General features: G+C 47.2%; 19 protein-coding genes and 1 pseudogene. 7 read left to right on the top strand and 13 right to left on the bottom strand.

Annotated features, from left to right (window positions below; all coding sequences use genetic code 11):
• Positions 1-130: 130 nt before the first annotated feature.
• Together ACXAD4_RS25360 and ACXAD4_RS25355 are read right to left on the bottom strand one after the other, a co-directional pair.
• Positions 131-691 carry a porin family protein gene (locus ACXAD4_RS25360; protein WP_475244793.1) on the bottom strand — a complete coding sequence of 187 codons (561 nt, stop codon included), beginning with the start codon at positions 689-691 and terminating at the stop codon, positions 131-133.
• 191 nt (positions 692-882) lie between these two features.
• Entirely contained in the window at positions 883-1,803 is a 921-nt protein-coding gene (locus ACXAD4_RS25355; protein WP_475244792.1) for an AraC family transcriptional regulator, read from the bottom strand.
• 247 nt (positions 1,804-2,050) lie between these two features.
• Here ACXAD4_RS25355 and ACXAD4_RS25350 point away from each other — a divergent pair, with 247 nt between their 5' ends.
• Complete coding sequence (locus ACXAD4_RS25350) at positions 2,051-3,202, top strand: iron-containing alcohol dehydrogenase (protein ID WP_475244791.1); 1,152 nt, start codon at positions 2,051-2,053, stop codon at positions 3,200-3,202.
• Positions 3,203-3,372: 170 nt separating this feature from the next.
• Here ACXAD4_RS25350 and argF read toward each other — a convergent pair whose 3' ends face one another.
• Both argF and ACXAD4_RS25340 read right to left on the bottom strand, forming a co-directional pair.
• A complete protein-coding gene (gene argF, locus ACXAD4_RS25345) occupies positions 3,373-4,374 on the bottom strand; it encodes an ornithine carbamoyltransferase (RefSeq protein ID WP_475244790.1) in 1,002 nt (333 codons plus the stop codon).
• A gap of 388 nt (positions 4,375-4,762) precedes the next feature.
• Positions 4,763-5,371: pseudogene (locus ACXAD4_RS25340) on the bottom strand (murein L,D-transpeptidase catalytic domain family protein); the annotation flags it as partial.
• 230 nt (positions 5,372-5,601) lie between these two features.
• Here ACXAD4_RS25340 and ACXAD4_RS25335 point away from each other — a divergent pair.
• Complete coding sequence (locus tag ACXAD4_RS25335) at positions 5,602-6,225, top strand: D-Ala-D-Ala carboxypeptidase family metallohydrolase (RefSeq protein ID WP_475245658.1); 624 nt, start codon at positions 5,602-5,604, stop codon at positions 6,223-6,225.
• 120 nt (positions 6,226-6,345) lie between these two features.
• Positions 6,346-7,002 (top strand): PAS domain-containing protein, encoded by a 657-nt coding sequence (locus tag ACXAD4_RS25330; RefSeq protein ID WP_475244789.1) that lies wholly within the window; start codon positions 6,346-6,348, stop codon positions 7,000-7,002.
• A 95-nt stretch (positions 7,003-7,097) separates the two neighbouring features.
• Here ACXAD4_RS25330 and dkgB read toward each other — a convergent pair whose 3' ends face one another.
• The 3 genes from dkgB to ACXAD4_RS25315 form a co-directional block, all read right to left on the bottom strand.
• The gene (gene dkgB / locus ACXAD4_RS25325; RefSeq protein WP_475244788.1) at positions 7,098-7,904 is read right to left on the bottom strand and encodes a 2,5-didehydrogluconate reductase DkgB; all 807 of its coding nucleotides are present in this window, start codon (positions 7,902-7,904) and stop codon (positions 7,098-7,100) included.
• A 187-nt stretch (positions 7,905-8,091) separates the two neighbouring features.
• Positions 8,092-8,976, bottom strand: coding sequence for a LysR family transcriptional regulator (locus ACXAD4_RS25320; RefSeq protein WP_475245657.1), 885 nt, complete (start codon positions 8,974-8,976; stop codon positions 8,092-8,094).
• Entirely contained in the window at positions 8,972-9,868 is an 897-nt protein-coding gene (locus tag ACXAD4_RS25315; RefSeq protein WP_475244787.1) for a LysR family transcriptional regulator, read from the bottom strand. Before ACXAD4_RS25315 ends, ACXAD4_RS25320 begins: the two co-directional genes overlap by 5 nt.
• 114 nt (positions 9,869-9,982) lie before the next feature.
• On the opposite strand from ACXAD4_RS25315, the gene ACXAD4_RS25310 reads away from it, so the two are divergent.
• The 3 genes from ACXAD4_RS25310 to ACXAD4_RS25300 are packed head-to-tail and all read left to right on the top strand — an operon-like array spanning position 9,983 to position 13,348.
• The gene (locus ACXAD4_RS25310) at positions 9,983-10,234 is read left to right on the top strand and encodes a DUF1656 domain-containing protein (protein ID WP_475244786.1); all 252 of its coding nucleotides are present in this window, start codon (positions 9,983-9,985) and stop codon (positions 10,232-10,234) included.
• A gap of 18 nt (positions 10,235-10,252) precedes the next feature.
• Positions 10,253-11,134 (top strand): efflux RND transporter periplasmic adaptor subunit, encoded by an 882-nt coding sequence (locus ACXAD4_RS25305; protein ID WP_475244785.1) that lies wholly within the window; start codon positions 10,253-10,255, stop codon positions 11,132-11,134.
• Between the two features lie 9 nt (positions 11,135-11,143).
• The gene (locus ACXAD4_RS25300; RefSeq protein WP_475244784.1) at positions 11,144-13,348 is read left to right on the top strand and encodes an FUSC family protein; all 2,205 of its coding nucleotides are present in this window, start codon (positions 11,144-11,146) and stop codon (positions 13,346-13,348) included.
• 92 nt (positions 13,349-13,440) lie between these two features.
• On the opposite strand, the gene ACXAD4_RS25295 is transcribed toward ACXAD4_RS25300, so the two are convergent.
• The 3 genes from ACXAD4_RS25295 to ACXAD4_RS25285 all read right to left on the bottom strand — a co-directional run bounded on the left by ACXAD4_RS25295 (position 13,441) and on the right by ACXAD4_RS25285 (position 18,744).
• A complete protein-coding gene (locus tag ACXAD4_RS25295; protein WP_475245655.1) occupies positions 13,441-14,445 on the bottom strand; it encodes a succinylglutamate desuccinylase/aspartoacylase family protein in 1,005 nt (334 codons plus the stop codon).
• A 110-nt stretch (positions 14,446-14,555) separates the two neighbouring features.
• On the bottom strand, positions 14,556-16,034 hold the full coding sequence (gene yfcC / locus ACXAD4_RS25290) for a putative basic amino acid antiporter YfcC (protein WP_475245653.1): 1,479 nt from the start codon (positions 16,032-16,034) through the stop codon (positions 14,556-14,558).
• Positions 16,035-16,287: 253 nt separating this feature from the next.
• A complete protein-coding gene (locus ACXAD4_RS25285) occupies positions 16,288-18,744 on the bottom strand; it encodes a family 20 glycosylhydrolase (protein WP_475244783.1) in 2,457 nt (818 codons plus the stop codon).
• Positions 18,745-19,223: 479 nt separating this feature from the next.
• Between ACXAD4_RS25285 and yidA the strand changes: the two genes are divergently transcribed.
• Complete coding sequence (yidA, locus tag ACXAD4_RS25280; RefSeq protein WP_475244782.1) at positions 19,224-20,033, top strand: sugar-phosphatase; 810 nt, start codon at positions 19,224-19,226, stop codon at positions 20,031-20,033.
• A gap of 19 nt (positions 20,034-20,052) precedes the next feature.
• On the opposite strand, the gene ACXAD4_RS25275 is transcribed toward yidA, so the two are convergent.
• From ACXAD4_RS25275 to gltS, 3 genes are all read right to left on the bottom strand, one after another.
• The gene (locus tag ACXAD4_RS25275; protein ID WP_475244781.1) at positions 20,053-20,763 is read right to left on the bottom strand and encodes a hypothetical protein; all 711 of its coding nucleotides are present in this window, start codon (positions 20,761-20,763) and stop codon (positions 20,053-20,055) included.
• 316 nt (positions 20,764-21,079) lie between these two features.
• Positions 21,080-22,063, bottom strand: a complete 984-nt coding sequence (locus ACXAD4_RS25270; protein WP_475244780.1) for a SphA family protein — start codon at positions 22,061-22,063, stop codon at positions 21,080-21,082.
• A gap of 177 nt (positions 22,064-22,240) precedes the next feature.
• On the bottom strand, positions 22,241-23,467 hold the full coding sequence (gltS, locus tag ACXAD4_RS25265; protein ID WP_475245651.1) for a sodium/glutamate symporter: 1,227 nt from the start codon (positions 23,465-23,467) through the stop codon (positions 22,241-22,243).
• Positions 23,468-23,710 lie beyond the last annotated feature (243 nt).

Genomic DNA, 23,710 nt, shown 5'->3' with positions numbered 1-23,710 from the left:
TAAAATAAACAACCTTAAAAACAAAGTGTTACCTGAAAAAACAAAACCTAGACTGAATGTTTTAAAGTTATGTATTGAAAATAAAAAAAGAGGACAATAAGCCCTCTTTTTTAAAATCATTCAGCTGAAATTAAAATTTGTAATCAACAGACCAAACGACTTGCTGGGTGTAATCAATTTTATTCACACCTTCTTTATAGTCTTGATCTAGGTAGCGGTAAGTAAGATCTGTTGATAAGTTATTGCTCAACTTATACTGGGCACCCACTTGTCCGCCCCATACGAAATCTGTTGAGCTGTTGCTGTTCAATGTATTTTTAATCTTGGTATCAGAGTAACCCATTGTAGCACCAGCAAACAGGTTCACGTTTTGATGTACAGGAATCAAATAGTCATAAGAAGCGAGATACATGTTCTGCGTATAGTCATTTGCAAAAATGCCATCAAACTTACTCTCGTAATAACTGTATGTCGCCGTGAATCGGTGCTGGTCGTTGATGATGGCACCGCCACGGAATTGGTAGGAGGCATCTTCAACATTCTTGTTCGATAATAGCTGGCCACTCCTTTCGATTTTGTCGTTCTGGTAACCAATACCACCACCGACAAACCAATCAGTATTGTTTGCCAGTGCAGGTGTAGCCGCAAGAGTGGAAAGAATAAGAGTTGACGCTACTACTAGCTTTTTCATGTGTAATTTCCTTGATGCAGTGTTTGTATAGCCAAGATACTTCTTGGTTTCTAGTTATTAGGTGCAGTAATCATTGCTGCCCTTTCAATAATGAACACTGTACACAATAAAGCTGAACGTAGACTTAAAATAGAAAACACTGTTTTATTTGTAATTTTCTATGTCAAAACACAAGAAAGTGCTTAACGTTATCAAGAAAATCCTATATGCGAAGCCTTACTGGGTGGCACGCCAAAGTAACGTTTAAATTCGCGGCTAAACTGGGTTGGGCTCTCATAACCCACTTTCAAGGCGGCGATATTGGCAGGCATGCCATCTTGCGACATCATGGTTTTTGCCTTGTTAAGGCGGATCTTCTTGATGTACTGCAAAGGCGGATCAGTAACTACCTGCTTGAAGGCACGGTGAAACGCCGACACACTCATTCCAGCCATATCGGCCAAATCATTAATCGCCAGTTTTTGATCATAGTGTGATTGGACATGGGTGATCACGCGGGACACACGCGACAATGCACTGTCTTGCTTGCAATATTGTGCGAGCAAATGCCCTTGATCACTTTTTAGCAATTGATAGTAAAACTCTCGCAATAGCTGTTTGCCTAACACTTTGGCATCGAGAGGATCTTTCAAACAGCCTAAAAGGCGGCAAATACAATCCCGTATATCCGGCGTAATTTGGGTGACTGCAACACCACGGCCATTATCAGGCGAAAGGGGCATTTCACTATGCTGGTGCTGCTCCAAGGTATCAACAAGCTCTTGGATGATGGTGAGATCAAAATCTATATCTAATCCAATCAAAGGCTGTTCTGCTGAGGCAAATGTTTCACAGGCAATTGGGTAAGGCGTTGCCACAATCAGGCAATGGTTAGTGTCGTAATCAAATCGGTAATCATTGAGATGCCCTACTTTATTCCCTTGTAGGATCACCACCACACCTTGCTGATACATCTGAGGCGTCATTTTATGGTACTGATTGATCCGAAACAGGCGAATACCTGGTATTGGCAGCTCAACAAGACCAGAACCATCTGATAATCCATAATAACTGCAGAGCTCCTCACCTTTTTGCACGCACTTTTTAGAAGCGGAATCTACGACTGAAACCATTTAACCTACCCTAGAATAAAAAGAATAGCTGCCTTTTAGCCCAGTAAAAATCACAGCGTTGAGTAAAAGACTTGCACCTCTATACAAACAGCAGAAAAGCATTCTGCCAGATCACCTCGGCTACCATATCATGAAAAAAGTAGATTTAGGCAAGTATTAAACAGTTTTGAGCATCCCTCTTTTCGGATCATTGGCATAGACTGTGTTCATCATATAGCGACATATACAAAAACACTGGAGATACTTCATGGACAAGTTTACTTACCAGAACCCTACCCGTATCCATTTTGGTGAAGGCCAAATCGCTGCCATTGCCAACGATATCCCACAAGATAAAAAAGTTTTGGTCATCTATGGTGGCGGTTCTATCAAGAAAAACGGTGTATATGAACAAGTTAAAGCAGCTTTAAGTGAGCATAGCTGGGATGAGTTTGCCGGTGTAGAACCAAACCCACAATACGACACGTTGATGAAAGCGGTCGACAAAATCAAAGCTGAAGGTTTTGACTATCTACTTGCTGTCGGCGGTGGTTCCGTCATCGATGGGACTAAGTTCATTGCCGCCGCTGCCGCTTACCAAGGTGAAGACCCATGGAATATTCTTGCCCAGCAGCACCCTGTAGAAAGTGCTCTACCACTTGCATGTGTATTGACTCTTCCGGCGACAGGCTCAGAAAGTAATATGGGCGCAGTAGTATCGCGCGGCAAAGACAAACTGGCTTTTATGACACCAAAAGTTCAGCCTTTATTTGCAGTTCTGGATCCAACAACTACGCTTAGCCTTTCTCCTCGCCAGGTGGCAAACGGTGTGGTTGATGCCTATGTCCACGTTATGGAGCAGTACCTGACCTTCCCTGCCAACGCCAAGGTACAAGACCGTTTCGCAGAAGGCCTGCTTCTTAACCTTATCGAAGAAGGGCCAAAAGCCCTTGCCACACCTGATGATATCGATGTGCGTGCCAACATCATGTGGACCGCGACTCAGGCGCTTAACGGCTTGATTGGCGTTGGGGTACCGCAAGACTGGACTACACACATGATCGGTCATGAGCTAACCGGTAACTACGGTATCGACCATGCCCGCACGCTGAGCATTGTCCTACCGGCAGTGATGAAAGAGCGCCGTGAAGACAAAGAAGGGAAACTACTTCAGTACGCAGAACGCGTATTTGGTATTACAGAAGGTTCAAACGACGAGCGTATCGACCAGGCAATTGCCCAAACTATTGCTTTCTTCAAGCAAATGGAAGTACCAACCAGCCTAAGCGATGTTGAGTTAGGTAATGCTGACATCGACACCCTAGTTGCCAGCCTTGAAAAACATGGTATGAAAGCATTGGGTGAACGCGGCAATATCACTATCAATGACAGCCGAGCTATCCTAGAAGCTGCGCTGTAAGTTTGTTGATAATGAAGAAATAGATATAAGGGAGGCGAAATCGCCTCCCTTTGTTTTAGCCAAAGACTTTAAGGTCTAGATTTCAAGGTCTGGGTTTCGAGGTCTAGGTTTCGAGGTCATAGCTTCAAGATTCAGATTCAAGGTCTTACCTTAAAGCCCCATTGGCTACATTAATCGCCCAAGGTCGCAACCATAATGGCTTTGATGGCATGCATACGGTTTTCGGCCTCATCAAAGCAGATATTATAAGGCGACTCAAATACGTCTTCCGTCACCTCCAAGCCTTCCAAGTAGAAACGCTCTGATATTTCTTTACCCACCGTTGTTTCACTGTTGTGGAACGCTGGCAGGCAATGCATGTATTTCACACCCGGGTTATTGGTCATTTTGATCACGTCCATATTAACCTGATAAGGGGACAGGTCATGAACGCGCTGTGCCCATAACTCTGCAGGTTCACCCATAGATACCCATACATCACCATAAATGAAGTCGACACCGGCAACGCCCTCTTGAACATTGTCAGTAATCACAATCTTACCTCCGGAAATTTCGCACAGCTCATTGCACTCGGCAACTAACTCTGGCTCAGGCCAGTACTCTTTCGGGCCAACCAAACGGATTTCCATGCCCACTTTTGCGGCACCAACCATCAACGAGTTACCCATGTTGTTCTTGGCGTCGCCCATGTAAGCCAATTTCATCTCGCTGAGACGTTTGCCATTTCCATGTTCGATCATGGTCATCCAGTCAGCAATGATCTGCGTCGGGTGCCATTGGTCGGTCAGGCCATTCCAAACCGGTACTCCGGCAAACTCACCCAAGGTTTCAACGATCTTCTGATCAAACCCACGGTACTCGATACCGTCGTAGAAGCGCCCCAATACTCGCGCAGTATCTTTGGCACTTTCCTTATGACCCATTTGTGAACCGCTGCCGATATAAGTTACGTTCGCGCCTTGGTCGTACGCTGCAACTTCAAATGCACAACGGGTGCGGGTTGACGTTTTTTCGAAGATAAGCGCGATATTCTTACCGCTCAGTCTTGGTTGCTCGGTACCGCTGTATTTCGCTTTTTTCAAATCTTGTGCAAGGCCGATCAGGTGCTCAATTTCTTTGCCGGTGAAATCCAATAGACGTAGGAAATTACGGTGACGTAGATTAAAAGCCATATTCGTATCTCTATGTTAAATAATATAATTTACGCAGTGTTTTTCTTCACTGCTGTTTTGTTGCCTGTGACTAGAATATCCAGACTTTCGGACAAACCGTCTAGTTGATTGTCCTGAAACCTTTATTCAATATTCCTTAACAGGGCATAAAACACGAAAGAGAGCGAATAACAGTAGTCCCTTACAAAAAAGCCGATGAATGCATCATCGGCTTCTAAGAAAGTAACCTGTAGAGTCGTGATATTTACCGGCTGATCACCATCCGGTTATCAGTTTGCACAAGGTCAGAATTAATAGGCTTATCAATAATAGACTCATTCATTACAGGCTCATGAAAAGTATTAGAGGCCAGTAGTGACGGGGATGATTCCTGACTGACCATCTCGTCGTTGGCGGCAAGAATGATACTGCCCCCTTTGATCAAATCGATAATTTCACGGTTCTTTTCTGGCGGCAGTGCCGGGCATCCCCAACTCCAACCAATAAAATTATTGGCAGCAAGGAAGTCAGGTGAGGCATATTTCGCTCCGTGGATCACGATATGACGGCGGCGGGCATTATCATTGACGCCTGCCGATAGGCCATCAAGCCGCAGTGAGTACCCGTATTTCCCGTAATATGTTTCAGCCGTTTTAAACACCCCCAAAGAGGTTTGCTTGGAATTCACGGTATTGGAAAAACGGTCTGCTGTTGCACCACCACTCTCTATACCATGTGTGGTGTAGGTGTGGTATTTCAACTTTTTATTCGCCAAATCGACCACATAAAACCGTTTTTCATTTGAAGGCCTGCGATAGTCGATGATCACCAAGTTGGGATTAGCGCCAGTGCCTTTGGTCATGTACGCCTCAATCCCCTCTTTGAGCAACGCATAGTCCATCACCCCATCAAGGGAGGCTCTTGCGTAGACATCACTAGCAAGATCCTCAATATGCTCTTCGAGAGTACCAGCCTGAACGAAAGAAGAAAAAAGCAGAATTAGAAGTATTTTTTTGATCATAGGCAATAACAAATAACGATTTTTTTACGACGAGGTTACCTTTCTAATTTTAACAGATTAATCAGCAATGACTTTTTTATCTCACCATTTCAGACAGATTTTCATAAAAAATTACAAATACAAGCTTAAGAATAGACCAAAACCCTATCAGTCAAATCACCTACACTTAAACGAACATATCGATGTATATCCTGCAGTTCGTAATACAGGGTTGATAAATGAAGTGGATAATGTTGTCTTTGTTTCTGGCTTTTTCAATCCATAGTCAAGCTGAAGCCGTTGATCTAACAAAACTTTATGAAGTCCATACCGACTTTGACTACAGTGATTTAGTCGTTGAGGTGCAAGGGTTCAAAGTACCAACCTTGGCTGCATTTCGTGGTTGGGTATTAATGAACAGGAAAGAAAAGGAGATACAAGAAGGCTATCAATATTTTCTAGATAACGGTGTCAAAGAAGGCATACCCCTTCACCTGATTTTATTGCAGGGTACAGATTGGCGGCTAAGCAATACCACGGTTTTCAACCTGCCAGATAAGAAAAACTGGGGCAATATGGTTCGCACCTTGCTGTTCATTCAAGAGCACATCATGCCAAAAACCGGTTTGCTGATCCCTGTCTCTGGAGACAGAAGCAAAGAATACAACCAGCATGCTGGCGGGGCTCCTCGTAGCTCCCACCTTGACTTTTGTGCTCTAGACCTCGTTCCAATAAGGAATATCTCGCGTACTGAACTCCATAAAATCCTGATGAGCGTTTACAACAAAGTAGGCAGAGAGAACAACATGGGGTTGGGTTTGTACAGTGGCGTTCGTTTTCATATCGATACGTGCGGATATAGAAGCTGGTAATTGCTGCTAGTGATAATCTACTCAAAAAGGGGGATTTCTCCTACTTCCCTTCCTCGATCGGAGTGATAAAATGCGCGGGTGAAAATAGACCAAAATACATATTTATCCGTTTTGATTCACATGCTAGAGCACAGCCCATATCCTGCAGGATTGAAGTCTAAGGACGGCATTTTCGCCTTTGCCAACAAAGCTTACCGCGACTTAGTCAATGCACCTTGTGATATCGAGGGCCTCACTGATCGTGATCTACCATGTGATACCGCCCAATTTGCATCTGACTTTGTACAACAAGATAGGCAGGCGATAACGAAAAACAAGACAGTTGTAACCATAGATGTGCATAAGTATGCCCATGGTTTCGATGCTTATACTTTTGAAAAACGTCCCGTGATCATCAATGGAGAACCATGGGGTATCCAATTTAGCGCGACTAATTTAAGGGAACTGGTCAACTTGGCGTCTTTCGCTGAAATCATGGCGCTAAACAGTACCAATACCTCTTTCAGTACGATAAAACCTGAGTGTATGCAGCTCACGCCATCACAGGAAATCGTCCTGTTCTGGTTATTACGCGGCCGACAGACAAAACAGATCGCCCAGTTAATCCACAGGACCCCCAAAGCCGTTGAAAAGCAGATTTCCAATTTGATTGCACGATTTGCTGACGTGGGTGTAACCAATCGCGCCACGTTAATTGAGTATGCTCGCTGTAATGGTTGGCTTTCTGTTATTCCAGAACAACTATTCAAAACACCAGCCTCAATCATTGTGCAGTGACGTAAGCTGCTCACTTCTTTTATCAAACATGCACAAAAAAGCCAGCAGAGCTAATCTGCTGGCTTTACATATTCATCGACTTGGCTGAAGTGAAATCAATCCCACTCAGGGGCAAAATCAGGATTTGCCAAACGATGGTTGCGATCAAGCTTGGCGATTGCAGCCATATCTTCATCATCGAGTTCGACAGATGTAGCTTTCAGATTGCTCTCGATATTGGCACGCTTGGTCGAGGATGGGATCGTGACAAACGCGTTTTGACGCATCCAGGCCAGCACTGTCTGAGCCGGTGTAGCTTGGTGCTTCTTAGCAATACGAGCAATGGTTTCATCCTTTAGCACATCACCATAAGCAAACGGCATGTAGCCAGTCACAATAATGCCGTTGTCACGGCAGAAGTCGACGACTTTACGGTTTTGCAGGTAAGGGTGAACCTCGACCTGATTGGTATAGATAGCCTCTGCACCAAGGATATCAATCGCCTGCTGCATCTGAGCGACGGTGAAGTTTGAAATACCAATTTGCTTGGCCAGCCCCAGCTCTTTCACTTCTTTAAGGCTTGCCAGGTAATCCGCCATTGCGACTTCTTCGTTTTTCAATGGCCAGTGGATCAACAGCAAGTCTACATACTCAACCTGCAGATCAGACAGGCTCTGGCGGATACTCGGCAGGAAGGCATCCTTGCCGAATTTGTCCATCCAAATTTTGGTGGTCAAGAAGATCTCGTCGCGAGCAATCCCCGAATCGGCAATTGCAGCACCCACTTCTTTCTCATTTCCGTAAATCTGTGCTGTATCAATGTGACGGTAACCCGCTTCTAGTGCCATCGCCACTGAATTATATGCGTCTTCACCTTTCAGGCGGAAAGTCCCTGCTCCCAAAACCGGCATTGCAATTGTCATCGTTCAACTCTCTGATGTATGAAAAACTGAGTGTTAGTTTACGCCGTTATTACCATCAAAAAAGACAATAATTCACAAAACACCTTCTCATTTTTTAAGAAAGTATGGCAATCAATCACCCTTCGCCGCCGGCAAGCAAACTTATACTAACCGTATGATTTACTTGGTTACTTATAAAACAAGCGCTTTACAAACTAAGCCGCGATTGAATGAAATCCAAAAACGCCGTTATCCGCGGCGATGGTGCCGAGTTTTGATAATACACCGCCTGCACCGACTCCCTTGGGTGCGGGGAAGTAATTTGACCTTCGCAAAGGCTCACCAAGCGCCCTTCGGCAATGTCTTTTCCAACGGTAAATTGAGAGAGCAAGGTAATTCCCATGTCTGCCAGACACAGCTGACGGATGATTTCACCACTGGTCGCCAGCGTCGAAAAGGTCGGTTCAAGCACTTCGCCGAATAGCGGCCACTTATTGAGGTGGGGCTGGCCGGAAAAGCCAATTAACTGGTGTGATAGTAACGTCTCTATATCCTCGGGCTCACCGTTCTGGGCAATATAGTTAGGCGATGCCACCAGCTTTAACGGGCTTTGCCCCAGCACTCTGGCGTGCAAATTTGAGTCTTTGAGCGTACCGACCCGAATCGCTACATCAGTGCGTTTTTCCAGCAGGTCGATAATGCTCTCGTTTGTCGCTAGTTCAACTTCGATGCCGGGAAAAGCCGCCTGAAATGGTTTGATAAGCGGGACAATCTGATGGGTCATAACACTACTGGCTGCATCGATTCTCAACCTTCCTTTAGGCGATGATTGCTGTGAGCTCAACCTCTCCTGTGCGTCTTGGATCAGCATCAACCCAGCCCTGACACTCTGGGCGAACATCAGCCCTTCGTGGGTAGGTTCAACCCGTCGCGTAGTCCGGTGCAGCAAACTGCACCCCATGGTCTTTTCCAAATTAGCCACTAAACGGGAGACCTTTGCTACCTGCATCTCTAGCTGGTTGGCAGCGGCAGAGAATCCACCGCAATCAATCACCGCAAGAAAGACTTCAAGCTCTTCCGTTTTCGATTTAATCATCTAATTGATTCTCCATGGACTGACGGACAAATACCTGCAACGCAGTTAGCCTAGCGGTATTGCGTAGTGAAGGTCGGTAAAGCATATAAAGATCGACCTCAGGTAAGGTGTAGTCCTGCAAAATAGGCAGCAACGAGCCATCAGCCAATGCCTCGCTCACTTGAAAGGTTGGCTGCAGGGTAATACCAGCACCTTCCAACGCCGCAGCCAACATCGCCTGACCGCTATTCATGGTAAAACGGGAGCTCACCTCCGGCGTATTGATTTTCTTGCCATCGAAGAACCGCCACTTAAGCGGAGCCTGCGGTAAATTACTCAGTAGGCATTGGTGTTGCTCCAGCTCGTCAGGGTGCTGCGGCGTACCGTATCGCTTAAGGTAAGCCGGTGAGGCACAGGCAATCATGGGATAGCTGCGCAACTTAGTTGCAACGAGGTAATCAAATCCCTCTAGACGCTCTCGGAAGATAACATCGTACCCTCCTTTTTGCATATCCGGCGGGTTGTTATCCAAAGTCAGGTCAATATCTAGCTTGGGGTACTGTTGCTGGAACCGAGCAAGGATCGGTGCCAATGCCTTGATGCCAAAATTCACTCCGGTTGCGATTTTCAAGCTACCAGTGGGCTCATTCATATTGCGGTAGATATCTTCCTGAGCTGCTTTGAGCTCATCCAACACCACCAAACACCGCTGGTAATACTGCTCTCCCGCAGCTGTTAGGCTTTGGAAACGGGTGGATTTAGCCAACAGCTTGGCACCGATAGATGCCTCCAGCCCCCTGACATGCTTACCTACCATCTGGGCACTGATCCCACGCTCTTCAGCCACAGCGGCAAAAGAGCCAAGCTCTACGGCTCGTACAAAAATTTCAATACTGGTTAAGCGGTCCAACAGCTTGCTCCATGATTAACAATCAATAGATTCTATTTTAACCAGCATTAGAAACCAATAGTTTCTATTGTATTCCCTTTTCATCGATTTATCGCCAGTCCGAATAGCAATAACATGCTCCATCGCTTTTTGACCAACAAGAGAAAAACTGTGTCGTTTGCCATTCCCCATGAAATTGCCTTTGGTGATCTCTATCTTCCCCCATTGCTGGTCGCCGCTCTGTTAGGGTTGATATGCACTTCCCTAACTGTCCGTGTATTAAACCGGCTGCGGTGGTTTCGCCATGTCGCAAGCCCCCCCTTGGTCGAGCTCTCACTGGCGGTCATATACACCGTTATTGTCGGTACTTATGTTTTTCCTTCTTGATTTCATTTGGAGCTAACTTTGTTCAAACGTTTAAGCGTCACCCTTTGCTTGGTGCTACTAGCAATTGCCGCCATTGGTTGGAAATACCAACAATACCTACAAAATCCATGGACCCGAGATGGCCAAATTCGCGCTCAGGTTATACAAGTGACCCCGCGTGTTACCGGACCGATCATTAACCTGCCTATTCGTGACAACAGCGAAGTGAAAGCTGGCGATGTACTGTTTGAAATCGACCCTCGTACCTATAAGGCAGCCCTGGCTAAAGCCAATGCTAGTCTGACCCAAGCACAAGCTCTGCTAAAAAAAGCACAAGATGAAGCCAAACGCGGCCAGTCGCTGTCCCGCCGTCAACCTGGCTCTATCTCGCAGCTGTCACTCAGTCAGCTCAACAATGCTGTTGAATCTGCGCACGCCGGGGTCATGGTCGCCAAGGCCGCGCTAGAAGAAGCCGAGCTCAATCTCAGCTTTACCAAGGTCATCGCGCCGGTAGACGGTTTTGTAACCAACCTCACGCTGAGAGTGGGAAGCCAAGTGGTTGCCAACCAGCCTGTTATCGCCCTAGTTGATAAAAATAGCTTCTGGATTGAAGGTTTCTTCAAGGAAACTGATATCCATGATGTCGCTCCCGGAGAGCAAGCTTTGGTCACTTTGATGGCATATCGCGATCATCCGCTTCAGGGCAAAGTCGAGAGTATCGGCTTCGGTATCGCCCACCAGGATGGCAGCACTGGTGTTTCGCTTCTGCCTAACGTCAATCCCAACTTTCAGTGGATCCGCCTCGCGCAGCGCATTCCTGTGAGAATTGCACTTGATAACGTTCCTGCACCTATCCAACTTCGGGTCGGGGCTACCGCATCAATCATGATCAACAAATCGCACCATCAAACTGCACTGTAAGGACTTGCCATGCTCACCCCACGTTGTATCTTGCCTCTGAAAGTGGCTATCGCCCTGACTTTGGCTATTGTCAGTGCACTTTGGCTGGGCTGGGAACGTCCCTACTGGGCAGGCTTCGCTGTCGTCGTTATGGCAGCAACGGAAACCTCCGGGCACTCGTTGAAAAAAGGCCGTCACCGCCTGCTCGGTACCTTGCTTGGTGTCATGGCGGCATTTCTATTGGTTGGTAGCTTTGCCCAGCAACCTTTGCCCTTCCTGCTTTGCTACAGCCTTTTTGCTGCCCTTTGTGTCTACCTGCAAGGTAACCCGCGAAATGGCTATATTTGGACTATCTGCCTGATGGTGTGCTCATTGGTGTTGGTGATGGGCAAGCTGCTGCCAGAACTCACCTTCTCGATGGCGGTGCTGCGAGTTCAGGAAACCGTGTTGGGTATTCTTTGCTTTACCTTAGTATTCAGCCTGCTTTGGCCAAGCTCGAGCCGCTCTGTCGTTATCTCAACCCTACGGTTGTATTTCGAAAACCAAATACAACAACTGCAAATCGCCAAAAACGAGCTTGTTGAACAAGGCTCCTTTACCAAAGAGCTCAACTTGGGTGACAGCCTGAGGCAATTAACCCGCTTGGAAGACTTAATCTACGCGGCCAGTGCCGACAGCTACCATGTCGCGCAGGATTACCCAAAGTGGCATGCCTTGCTCGGCCAGCTAAACCAATGGGCTCTGCTCTGCGGTCACCTGGCTGAGCTCACTGAGCAAGTTAAAGGTAAGATGACACCGGAGCAATCTACTGTTGTGACATCCTTGTTGAATAGGCTAAGCCAAAGGGCGCATAACGCCTTGGCTTTACTTGAACAGCAGCCACAAAGCGGGAAAGCGGGTATTCTGGCCGAGCCTTGCCAGATCTCCTTGAACCACAACAATCATAACCAGCATGGCGCACTCCTGATGTTAGGCGCCCTTCTTACTGAGATTGACCAACTGCAGTTTGATATTGTGATAACCCTTGCGGATTTAACTGGGAATACTGGCTCTGAACAAGCAGGCTCAATACAAACAGCTCAAACAAAGTTTAAAGCAGCCAATGCAGCAAATGCTTCCAATGCAGATAAAAGGAAAAACATAAAACCTAATCAAAAGGTAAGCTGGCTTTTTCGCCCTGATAGCGCCATAGCAGCGTTGAAAGCCTGCTTGGTGATTTGGACATGCATGATTTTGTGGCTTTTTGTACCTATGCCCGGTGGCGCGATGATTGTCCTGCTAGGTGCCATACTCAGCACTGTGGTGTTGTCACTGCCTTTTGCCAACGTCAAGACCCTGCTGTTTTCTATGTTTACATGGTCATTGTTCGTCTTAGCCCAGTACGTATTGCTTATGCCAATGTTGACCGAGGTGTGGCAGCTAGCAGCGTTCTATTTCATCAATGCTTTTGGCATATGGTATCTGTTTAGCCAACCCCAGCAGGTACTTCAGCGCATGCTGGGTACCCAATTGTTGATCATGATGACCAGCGGCGCGATGCAACTTACACCTGTCTATGATATTCAGCTTGCACTGCTGCAATTAATGCTCATTGGCATCGTGATGTTAATTGTTTTTTTCATCAACCATACCGTATTTTCCGGTACCCCCGAATCTACCTTCTTGCGGGAAATGGGACGGCTGCGCAGCGGGTTAAAACACGCATTCCGTACCCATTGCAACTCACCCAAGTGCTTTCAAATCCAACCCGCCCCGCTGCGCTCGGTCGCAATGGCAGAGAATGCTGCAAGTAGGGTTAATTGGGCAACCTACCCCGAGATCAATCCTGAGAAAGTCAAAAGCCTGATCACCAGCGGCTACAAAACCTGCCTCCTCTACAGGGCATTTGAGGATAATTATCTAAATTGGCAGCGTTCTTCTCACAACAAAGCCTTGGATGACTTACTTTCAAAGATCATGAGCTCGCTGGTCAGTATTTTGGAAACATCAAGTGTCAGTGAAACGCTGACAACTCACCAGAAGCAGCTTGATGATTTGCTGAGTGAACTTCAGCACTACCTTATCGGGCTGGATAGGGAATCTATATTGCAATTCGCTCTCAGTGCGGATGATGTCGATGCCACCTATCAGCTACTGACGTCACTGAAACTGCTCATCGCATCGCTGAAAACACTGAACCTCAATGTCCAGAACAGTGAAGTTCATCATTTTCGCCTACAGCCTTTTGCCATTTAAGGCCACACTTTTAATCTGGCAAGAAAAACGCCACTATCAGCTGAGATATGAGCTGATAGTGGCGTAGTTTAACCATTCGCTAAAACGCTTTTCTACTGAATTAAACGCACCAGCAAGGTACCCGGCTCGCGCATCGGATCGAGATTAACACTCAGCACATAGCCACTGGTCGGGCCGTGATAGCGCTGGATTTCATCACCGAAGCTGTCGTATTGGACTGCAACTAGCTGGCCCATCTCTACCCGATCACCAATTTCGACCTTCGGCAGGGCAAAACCGCCCAGTGTGGCGCGGACAGTGAAGATTTTTTTACCTTCATAGCATTCATGCTGTGGCTGGCTGATATCCCCTTCTAGCACACCTTCTGATTTGAGGATATTGATCACCCCATCAACCGAGCGGGCAATCATATCTGGTTGCAGTACCTTACCAGCACCGACTTCAACGGTAATTGACGGGATCCCGCTGCGGTTCCACACCGTTTCCAATACACCATCATCCCCCGGATCATCGAAAATACAATCTGGGTTCATCAGACGAGCCATTTTCACAGTCTGTGGAATACGGTAATCCGCAAATACATAAAGTGGATAGGCCGCACCACGGGTTTGGGTATGCAGGTCTATGGCGATATCCGCATTGTGAGCTAGCAAGTCATACCATATCGAGGCGATATAGCGCTGAGCCGCATCCCCTTCGGGGTTACCCGGGAAGATACGGTTCAAATTGGTCGGCGAGGCATCAGGGTCGGACATAATAAAGTCACGGGTGTGCATCAACATACCGGATACATTCACCGTCGGAACTATTACCACCGTTCCCACCACAGACTGCTCGGCGAGGTGTTGGATAATATTCTGTGCCGTGATCACGCCATTGAGTTCATCGCCATGCACACCTGCGGTGATCATCACCTTGGGCGCATTGCCAGTCTGCTCGCCGCGATACACCACAACTGGCAAATGCCAACTCTGGCCGATACCGTTTTCCTGAGGACGGAACCAAAAACGATGACAGCCAATAGGCAATTCATCGACATCCAATCGGGTGATCACCTGATGGCCTTGCAAAACGTCATCAGTATATCGGGTCTTCATTTCCACCATTCTCTCCATCCCCACTCTCCATCCGCATGGTGTTGAATTTTTCATATGCAAAAAAAAATGGGCAGTTGCCTGCCCATCCACTCTAATCGATTTGTTAGCGATTACGCAAAGCCCATTACGTGTGCACTCACTACAATGACGCTGGACAGCACAAACAGTAGGGCGATAAAGCGCCATACGAACTTCGCCCAGTCACCCCAGTCTATGCGACACACACCCAGTGTTGCCATCAAAGAAGCAGACGTCGGTACGATGATATTGGTAAAGCCATCACCCAACTGGAAAGCCAGTACCGCAACCTGACGGGTTACACCTGCCAAATCAGCCAGTGGTGCCATCAGTGGCATTGTTAGTGCCGCCTGACCGGAGCCAGAAGTCACGAAGAAGTTGAACACTGACTGGAACACATACATCAGCCAAGCAGCCATTACTTCCGGCAGCGAGCCGATAACGTTACCTGCACTGCTTAGGATAGAGTTCAATACACTCGCTTCGGTTGCGTCACCGCCACCACCAAGGATCAGCAGGATACCTTTGGCACTACCGACCAACAGCGCCGGAGCCAGCATAATGCTTGCACCCTCTTTGAACGCATCAGCCATATCATTGACTGTCATACCGTTAAGGCGGAAGACAACGCCAATCAAGCCAGCGACAAAGCCCATCGTGAAGAACTGGGAAGCGATTTCAGGAATGTACCAAGCATGGGCAACTACGCCCCAAATCACCCACACCATAGTCGCAACAACGGTGAACATGACAAGGGTATCGCCTAGGTTCCAGCGAGAAGATGTCACAGAGGCTTCTTGGTTTTTAAAATGAACATCGCCTTTGATGCTGAATGACTTGGTCGGATCTTTCTTCACGCCATTGGCGTACCACATGGTGAATGCAATACCGATGATAGTAAACATGATCCAAAGACCGATACGTACCGAGGCACCAGAAAGGACAGGCACGCCAGCAATACCCTGGGCGACTGCAACCGAAAACGGGTTCATCCATGATGCAGCAAAGCCAATTTGGGTTGCGACGTACGTCACCATCACCGTTGTAATGCCGTCATAGCCAATCCTGACCATCAGCGGGGCAATGATAATGGCAAATGCCACCGCCTCTTCACCCATACCAAACACAGCGCCACCCAGTGAAAACAGGGAAAACAGCACAGGAATAAACAGGGATTCGCTGCCTTTAGTACGGTCAATCAAACGAAGGATGCCGTTATCAATAGTGCCTGTGCGCATCACGATGCCAAACGCACCACCAATCACCAGCATGAACATGATAACGCCGATAGCCGAGCCCCATTTCGAGCCCGATACCAAGCCTTCGAACACAAAGTTCATCAAGCCAATGCCGCCGCCACTGGCGAACAAGCCGACACTGTTGTATACCAGCTCGCCCTGCTCATCCGTCGCGTAGGCGAAAGACTCAGGGTCAAGTACGGTACGGGTCTTTTCTGCTCCGTCGGCAATGTAAGAAATATCTTGGGTTTCAAACATACCTGCAGGTACGACATAGGTGATTGCCGTCGCCAACAGGCCAATAAAGAAGATTAATACCAGGGTGTCTGGCATTTTCCAGGTTTTGTTTTGGACAACGTCCGATGTTGTATCGCTCATTATAATTCTTCATCTACAGCTTAAAAATGAAGAATAAAATATCGATAATTTTGCATACAATGTCAATCATATTTTGCAAAATTGATATATATACACATTTATCACCACCGTGAATGCTTTTATTTGCTCACGGTGGCAACCAAAACGAAAAAGCGCGCCACAATTGGCGCGCTTTTATATTAATTTTCAATGTAATGAAAATAGGTGATTACTTTTCGCTGTTAAACTGGGTTACCAGCATTTCTGTTGGCTTCACGATAGCGACAATTGCCTCATCGTAAATTTTCGCCGCATCATTCAATTTAACTAGGTATTCATTTTGCTCTTGCTCGCTAAGTGACTGGTTGTTCTCCAGCTTGGCAATCAGAGCCTGACCCATCTGAGCCACTTCGATGGTTTTCTCAGCAATGACTACGCTGTCCACCGAGGCCACATTAGCCGCAAAGATTGGCTTGGCGTTTTGTGCCGCATCCAGCACTTTAGAATAATGTGCTTTCAGTTCACCCAGAACGTCTTTGTTTCCAGTAGAATGCTCGCTAACCAGTTTTTCCATCGCATATACTGCATGGCTCTCTACCGGCAGTGCATCAACGAAGCGGTTCAGGCGCTCATACTGGTTATATAGGTCACCATGGTTCGGAGTCTGGATCCACTTCTCCCAGTTACGCGCATAGTACTGTGCAGGCTCGGTGTACTCAGCCAGTGCCACCAACGGCTGGACATCGTTGCCATTTGCCAAGCGCTTGTACATCATCATGGCTTTGTTGTGGTGCTGCAGGCCAAGTGAAATTTCTGACCAGTTATCGATAGCTGCCATACGCTTGTACATGCTGTCTTCATCAGTCAGTTCGGCTGGTGACCAGAAACGCTCGGCAATGGCATAGCTGCGTGGCCATAGGCGGTTTTCTACCGTCATAGAATCGTAGTTTTCTGCCCAAGCCGTAATTTCACCCCCCAGGATCAGTTTCTGCTGCTCTTCAGTCAGTTCGGCTGGGTAGCCGCCGTTAGGCTCAGGGATCACAGAGCCTTCAATCTCAGTACCGGCAATCAGCTTGCCTGTGGTCGGCCAGCGCACATTACCAATCAACTGGTAGCTATTCTCCGCAAGCTCTGCACCTTCGAAAGCAAGGTTAAACTCAGTGTAAGACATGAAGTTGTCAAAGTGGCCGCGGAATACTTTGCCCGGCACATACTCAAGGATGTACACCTCTTCACGCGACTTGCCGTTGTAGTCGGTAAAGGCACGGAAGTTACCTTCTTTGTCTTCAATGATGGTGATCAGGCCTTTACGCGGGCCGCCCTTAGTACGTGGTTTCTCCCACTCGTAAGTGGCAAATTTCTCGCCGCTATGCAATTTGTCATCAACTGTGATGCCTGTTGGCATTGGGTCGTTGCGATAGTGGTAGCTGGTTGGTTGCGGCTGATCGAGGTAGTAACCCGTTGATAGGATACCTTGGTAACCTTCCTGTGCTGCACGGCCAATACTGTCATGGCCACGCCAGCTTTGGATCACAATCGACGTCGGTAGATCTTTATGCCAAATTTCATCCCAGCCAATCATCTTCTTGCCGCGCTCATCAAGCATCTTCTCAACACGGCTGTTGAGGTAAGACTGCAAGCCATGGTTACCGTCTAGGCCCTTTTCTTTGATATAGGCTTGAATGTCTTCGTTTTCTGTCCACTGAGAGTAATTTGGCTCATCACCACCAATGTGGAAATACTCATCCGGGAACAGCTCAACCACCTCATCGAACACTTTACCCAAGAAGGTATAAAGCTCAGGGTTCGTTGGATCCATCAGTGGAACAAATACCCCCCACTCACGCTGGTGCGGATAGCTTTGGCCTTCACCGCCAGACATCAGCTCAGGATAGGCATGGGCAACCGCCGAAGCGTGGCCCGGCAATGAGATCTCAGGGATCACGCGGATACCGAGGTTACGCGCATACTCGACCACACCACGGATTTCGTCTTTGGTGTAGTAATCGCCATCAGAGGTCATCTGCCATAGTTTCGGGTAACTATCCAACTGGATACGGATTGCTTGGTCATCCCAGATATGCCAATGGAAAATGTTCATCTTCGCCGAGGCCATCGCATCGAGCTGGCGCTTGATCACATCGATTTCTACAAAGTGACGCGAGGTATCGTATGACACACCACGCCACGGGAAACGCGGTGTATCTTCGATGGTCACTTCAGGTACGAAATAACCGTTAGCGTCGGTTTCAACCAACTGAAGCAGGGTTTCGATACCACGAATCGCACCATATGGGCGCTCGGAGGCCAGTACAATCTTGCCGTTCTTGGCTGTCAGCGTGTATGACTCGTCGGCTTCAACGGTCTGTACAGCTGTTTTTGGCGCCTGATCGATATCGATCACCAGTGTCGCTTTTTCTTCACTATCCACATATGGATTTAGCATTGGTACACCGGTCTGGCGTTCAAGGCGTTTTAGCAAACGCTTGGCGGTGAAGGCAACACGATCAGACTGATAGCCATTGATGAATACCTTGAAGTCACCATCAATCTCGACCTTGCCTTCTCGGAGCTCCACAGAATGTGGATATGGCATTAGATTCAAATCGGTATTCGGCGCGGCAGCATTCACTGCTGGCGACAACATGGCTCCGGCAACCAAAGCAGACAAGATCGTTTTTTTCATGATCATTCCTCAGACATACTCATCATTATTTATCGGGGCAACTATCCAGCATGGATTTGGGGTAGAACTGGATACCACTCTCACTCGCCCCTTGTTGGATGCCGAAATATTAAATTCGCCATGCGAATTAAACAGTGAGAAAAACCACAAATCACTTCTAGTTGTTTGATAGTTTCACACATAAATTGGGGTTTGATAGAAATATAACCCAACAAATCAATCACTTAATGCATGTTAGAAACAAAGAGGGCAACATATCTATTTTGTGATTAATTTCAAAAACTTATACCTTTATTCCATTCCCTAACAGGTAACAAATTATGAAATTAAGTCTTGTTACTGAGGTTAAGGAATAAGGTGATTGACGCACATCAAGCTAACTTTGAAATGTCACAACAACATCATCAATGGATGTCGAGTTGATCACAAAAATTGATTACTATGCGGGTTCTAAAATTTTTCGCTGATTGGACGAATCAATGTATAAACTGGTTGCCCTTGATATGGACGGTACACTGCTTAACTCGCAGAAGGCCATTTCTCCTCGAACTAAACAAGCTATTCAAGCCGCACGCGACAGCGGCGTACAAGTAGTGCTTGCTTCAGGCCGCCCGCTTGAAGGTATGACCAAATACCTCGATGAACTGGGTATGACAGGCGAAAGTGATTATGTCCTGAGCTACAACGCTTCTTTGGTGCAGCGCGTTGCAAGCAAAACGGTGATCCGCAAGCAAATCATGACCGGCCGTGATGCCAAAAACATCGCTAGCCTTGCTCGTGACTTCGGCACTTTCATTCATGCTTTTACCCCAGAACGTGGCCTGATCACTCCAGAGAACAACCCTTACACCGAGCATGAGTCGGTGATAAATGGCGTACCAACTACTGTGCTTGATTTTGCCGAGCTTGCAGATGACGAGGAAGTGATCAAGGTGATGATGGTTGCTGATCCTGAGGTGCTAACTGCGGCAATTAACCAACTGCCTGAGAGCCTCTACACTCAATATACCGTGGTGCAAAGTGCCCCATTCTTCCTTGAACTGATGAACCCGAACAGCAATAAAGGTACTGGCGTTGCCATGCTTGCTGAGCATTTGGGCTTGGACGCTAGCGAAGTGATTTGTATGGGTGATGCCGGCAACGATCACCACATGATCAAATATGCCGGCCTGGGCGTTGCAATGGGCAATGCTACCGACGATATCAAAGCGATTGCTAACCACGTAACCGACACCAATGACAACGACGGTGTAGCGAAAGTGATTGAAGAGTTTGTGCTAAGCAAGTAATCAATAAAAAAGCGAAGGTTTAACCTTCGCTTTTTTTTGACTTAATGATCCGGTCTCGCTCATTGGTAGCACGGGTACGGATTTCATGCATCACATAAGTTTGCTGATCACGCGTCCAAGCCTGGCCTGAATCAGGGTCAAACTCACGTGGCATATCTAGCCCATGTGGTAAATAAGCATCAATACCAGCTCCTCGAGCGGTATCAACAGTGCGCAAGCTGTGCTCATAAAAGGCAACCACAGCAGTTTTACCCAAATTTGCCACACCACCTGCCTTTGATACTGCTTTCTCCGCAACACCTAAGGTACAAAGGTATTTCATGGTTCCTTTGCCTGAAAAACGCGGATAAATTCCATGGAGATCTGGGGCTGGAATACGGTTACCGATCGCTTCAGCGACTTCCCATTGTGCGTAAACAGGCACGCCGGTACGGCGATATAAAGACACTACCGCATTAGCAATTGCCTCATTCATCGGGCCAGGGCGTTGATTACCATTAGGGGCAACACGGTTACCGAAAGCAAAGGCAAGGATACTCTCTACCTGTTCTACCGGGATACTCTCTGCCTGCCAATTGAGCAGGGAGTCCATAATAAACTGTGCAGTTTGATCGGCAACATCCTTATTATTCAACTGCTTGTTAAGCCTGTTGGCAATTGCCTGCTGCAACTGCTCATCACTCAGCGACTCGATAGGATCGAAGGTCGGCTGATACATCATCGCTGCCATAACCACATCAACTCATAGAAAATAAATAAGCGCCTAGTGGCATTAATGCTGCGATGAAAGTAGCGGGATAGCAGGCATAACGGCCATAGGCAATATGTCATCTTGCTACAGCCTAACTGCTTAACTTTACAGCGGGATGTATCAAGAAAAGTCATCCCGTCCGGTGGGGTGGATATTATTACCCACAGCTTAGTAATTGCGAATGCTTTTTGGATGCTAATGCCGTTTGTGTCTTAGATGTGATACACACTAATCGCAGCCATAACCATATTAGCGTTTGAAGTTTGAGAGTACAGAGGGGGATGAAAACCTACCGCTAAAACTGGGCTGACAACTTCAGCGATATGAGATCGCCCTCAGGCCTGTTTTCGACGTCCAGTTCATTTATCCATTTTAATTCCGCCCTTACCCGCCTTCCTGACCATTTTGACCGATAGCTAAGGACAGGCCCCAGCCCAACAGACTTGGCTTTGAAGCCTCCCCCCACAGCACCGCTGCCAGAGTCATCACTGATCTGCTGGTACCAGTAGCCTGACAGGCCAATCCCTGTGAACCCCCAAAGCAAAGGCACGTATTGGATCACCGTGGAATCAATATGCAGTTGGGTTCCTGTCTGGTAATCGGTGTCCTCATTTTTCGTATTCCAATCAATACCACCTGACAGGGTAAATTCTTGCCCGGTCACTGGTTCGATATACTGCAGCCAAGCAACAGGCGAAAAGGTCCAATAGTTTTTGCCGACATTGGCTAGCTTACCGGCCTCAAAGTTTCCTGTTGGCAGGTAAATATTGAAATGCAGTTCTGACTGCCAGTTTTCTGATATGGGGTAGGCCAGCATCAAAGGAGAAAACATAATGTCGCCAAGCCCGCTGCCCGACTCTTTTTGGCGTTGCCCTTGTTCGACGGCTGTTTGGTTGGCCGACACATCCAAATCCCGATAAGGCAAAGATAGGGCCGTTGCATATTGCCAGCCGCCTTTCAGCTCAATGCCTGGGTTCCAAACCATATTCAGTGTGTAGGTTTGATCCTTCACATCCAAATCAGTAACAGCCAACCCAGCCACAGGAACGATAAGGCTCTGCTGAGTCTTTCCCTCGTACTTGCTGGCATCAACAAAAATATTGACTGATTTGCTGGGAGGAATTTTATTGAACCTTGAAGACAAAGTGCCTGGCTGATAGTGGCCGCTTGCGCCTTCCTCGGCCAAGACATGGCTAGAAAGGCCCATTAGCGAGAACCAAGCCATTGATAACAAGCCTGAATTTAACGAACAAAAACAACTGGCCAAAGTGGCACGCATAGATGGCTTCCCTATCCCCCCAATAAATTGAAATATAGATGAAAAAGGGAAAATGCGGTGAACTAATACTGATATCAAAAAAATGAAAGTAATAGTCATATACCCAAAGTAACTTGGGTATATCCCTGTTTCAATTGGCAGAGCGGGGCTAACTGAAACAGGGGGGGACTGAGGTATTTAGAAATTCGTCAGGAAGTACGGAATCATCAAGGCGTTGACCAAGTCAATGAAGAACGCACAAACCAGCGGTACGATGATAAAGGCTAAGTGAGAGTTACCGTAGCGCTGCGAAACGGCAGACATGTTTGCCATAGCGGTAGGGGTTGAGCCTAATGAAATACCGCCAAAGCCCGAGCAAATCACCGCCGCATCGTAGTTTTTCCCCATAGCGGGAAACACGACAAAGATATTGATCAAGACTGCCACAATGAACTGCGCGGTCAGGATAGCGAAAATAGGCCCAGCCAAATCAATCAAGGTCCACAGCTGCATGCTCATCAGCGACATCGCCAAGAAGGTGCCTAGTGCAATATCTGCTATCAAAGCTATCGCGGGTTTTCTCGTCGGCCAACTGGTACCTGTAATACGGCGGAAGCCGATTTTGTGCACAATGTTGGTCATCACGATACCTGCAAACAAACAGGTGACAAACAAAGGCAACTGCAAGCCCATTTCAGCGATTGACTCATTGAGAAGGTAGCCAAGGATGACACAGATATGAATGGATAAAATGGCATCGAGGAAGTCAAAGCCGGTGATATGACCATTTGATGTATCATCCGCGACCCCGACATCGAGCGCTTCTTTTTTCTCCGGCTTTAAATCGTATCGGGTGATCAAAAACTTGGCGATAGGTCCCCCCATCAAGCTAGCCAAGATCAAACCAAATGTGGCGCAGGCTACCCCTATTTCCATCGCATTGGAGATGCCATAACCTTCAGAAATCCGCGGAGCCCAGGCAATCGCCGTACCATGGCCACCAATAAGTGAAACACTCCCCCCCAGCATCCCTACCGGGCTATCAAGCCCAAAGGCTTTTGCCACGCCAATCCCGGTAAAGTTCTGTACCATCATGTAGCCAATGGTGATAGCAAGAAGGATAACCAGCGGCAATCCGCCCTTGAGCAAATCTTTAAGGCTGGCATTAATACCGATAGTGGTAAAGAAATACACCAACAGCACATCGCGGGCGACCAAATCAAATTCGATGGCAACATCAGATACGCTGTAGACAACCGCAATGATCACCGAAAACAAAATACCGCCGGTGACTGGCTCGGGAATACTGAACTCTTTGAGCGGCCTGAATACATTGTTGAGCTGGCGACCCACGAACAACACCAAAATCCCGATGGTGACGGCAAAAAAGGAGTCAAACCTCAATATGCCATTGACCCAATCCATTTCCATATAGTTAAACCCTTATCGTTCCTATAGCTTTCATTAACCCTAGCAAAACTCTAGTAAAAATAGCTGTATTAAGGTCAATAAACGCTGACTGGCACACAAGAATCAGTGTTATGAATTTCGAGACAAAGAAATTTGTGATGATAATGACCGCAATAACAAACCGCTATTCATTAAGCGTTAGTAAGTTATTATTGATTTCGATACAATTTATTTAATCGTTACAGATACTTGTTGAGT

It is taken from the genome of Photobacterium sp. AWH4_225, assembly GCF_056158405.1.
This window is presented reverse-complemented; position numbering and strand designations above follow the sequence as displayed.

What these genes read in the sequence shown, in the direction of transcription:
- ACXAD4_RS25360 (WP_475244793.1), bottom strand. Translation starts at nt 691, where the DNA reads ATGAAAAAGCTAGTAGTAGCGTCAACTCTTATTCTTTCCACTCTTGCG.
- ACXAD4_RS25355 (WP_475244792.1), bottom strand. Translation starts at nt 1,803, where the DNA reads ATGGTTTCAGTCGTAGATTCCGCTTCTAAAAAGTGCGTGCAAAAAGGT.
- ACXAD4_RS25350 (WP_475244791.1), top strand. Translation starts at nt 2,051, where the DNA reads ATGGACAAGTTTACTTACCAGAACCCTACCCGTATCCATTTTGGTGAA.
- argF (WP_475244790.1), bottom strand. Translation starts at nt 4,374, where the DNA reads ATGGCTTTTAATCTACGTCACCGTAATTTCCTACGTCTATTGGATTTC.
- ACXAD4_RS25330 (WP_475244789.1), top strand. Translation starts at nt 6,346, where the DNA reads ATGCTAGAGCACAGCCCATATCCTGCAGGATTGAAGTCTAAGGACGGC.
- dkgB (WP_475244788.1), bottom strand. Translation starts at nt 7,904, where the DNA reads ATGACAATTGCAATGCCGGTTTTGGGAGCAGGGACTTTCCGCCTGAAA.
- ACXAD4_RS25310 (WP_475244786.1), top strand. Translation starts at nt 9,983, where the DNA reads ATGCTCCATCGCTTTTTGACCAACAAGAGAAAAACTGTGTCGTTTGCC.
- ACXAD4_RS25300 (WP_475244784.1), top strand. Translation starts at nt 11,144, where the DNA reads ATGCTCACCCCACGTTGTATCTTGCCTCTGAAAGTGGCTATCGCCCTG.
- ACXAD4_RS25295 (WP_475245655.1), bottom strand. Translation starts at nt 14,445, where the DNA reads ATGAAGACCCGATATACTGATGACGTTTTGCAAGGCCATCAGGTGATC.
- yfcC (WP_475245653.1), bottom strand. Translation starts at nt 16,034, where the DNA reads ATGCCAGACACCCTGGTATTAATCTTCTTTATTGGCCTGTTGGCGACG.
- ACXAD4_RS25285 (WP_475244783.1), bottom strand. Translation starts at nt 18,744, where the DNA reads ATGAAAAAAACGATCTTGTCTGCTTTGGTTGCCGGAGCCATGTTGTCG.
- yidA (WP_475244782.1), top strand. Translation starts at nt 19,224, where the DNA reads ATGTATAAACTGGTTGCCCTTGATATGGACGGTACACTGCTTAACTCG.
- ACXAD4_RS25275 (WP_475244781.1), bottom strand. Translation starts at nt 20,763, where the DNA reads ATGGCAGCGATGATGTATCAGCCGACCTTCGATCCTATCGAGTCGCTG.
- ACXAD4_RS25270 (WP_475244780.1), bottom strand. Translation starts at nt 22,063, where the DNA reads ATGCGTGCCACTTTGGCCAGTTGTTTTTGTTCGTTAAATTCAGGCTTG.
- gltS (WP_475245651.1), bottom strand. Translation starts at nt 23,467, where the DNA reads ATGGATTGGGTCAATGGCATATTGAGGTTTGACTCCTTTTTTGCCGTC.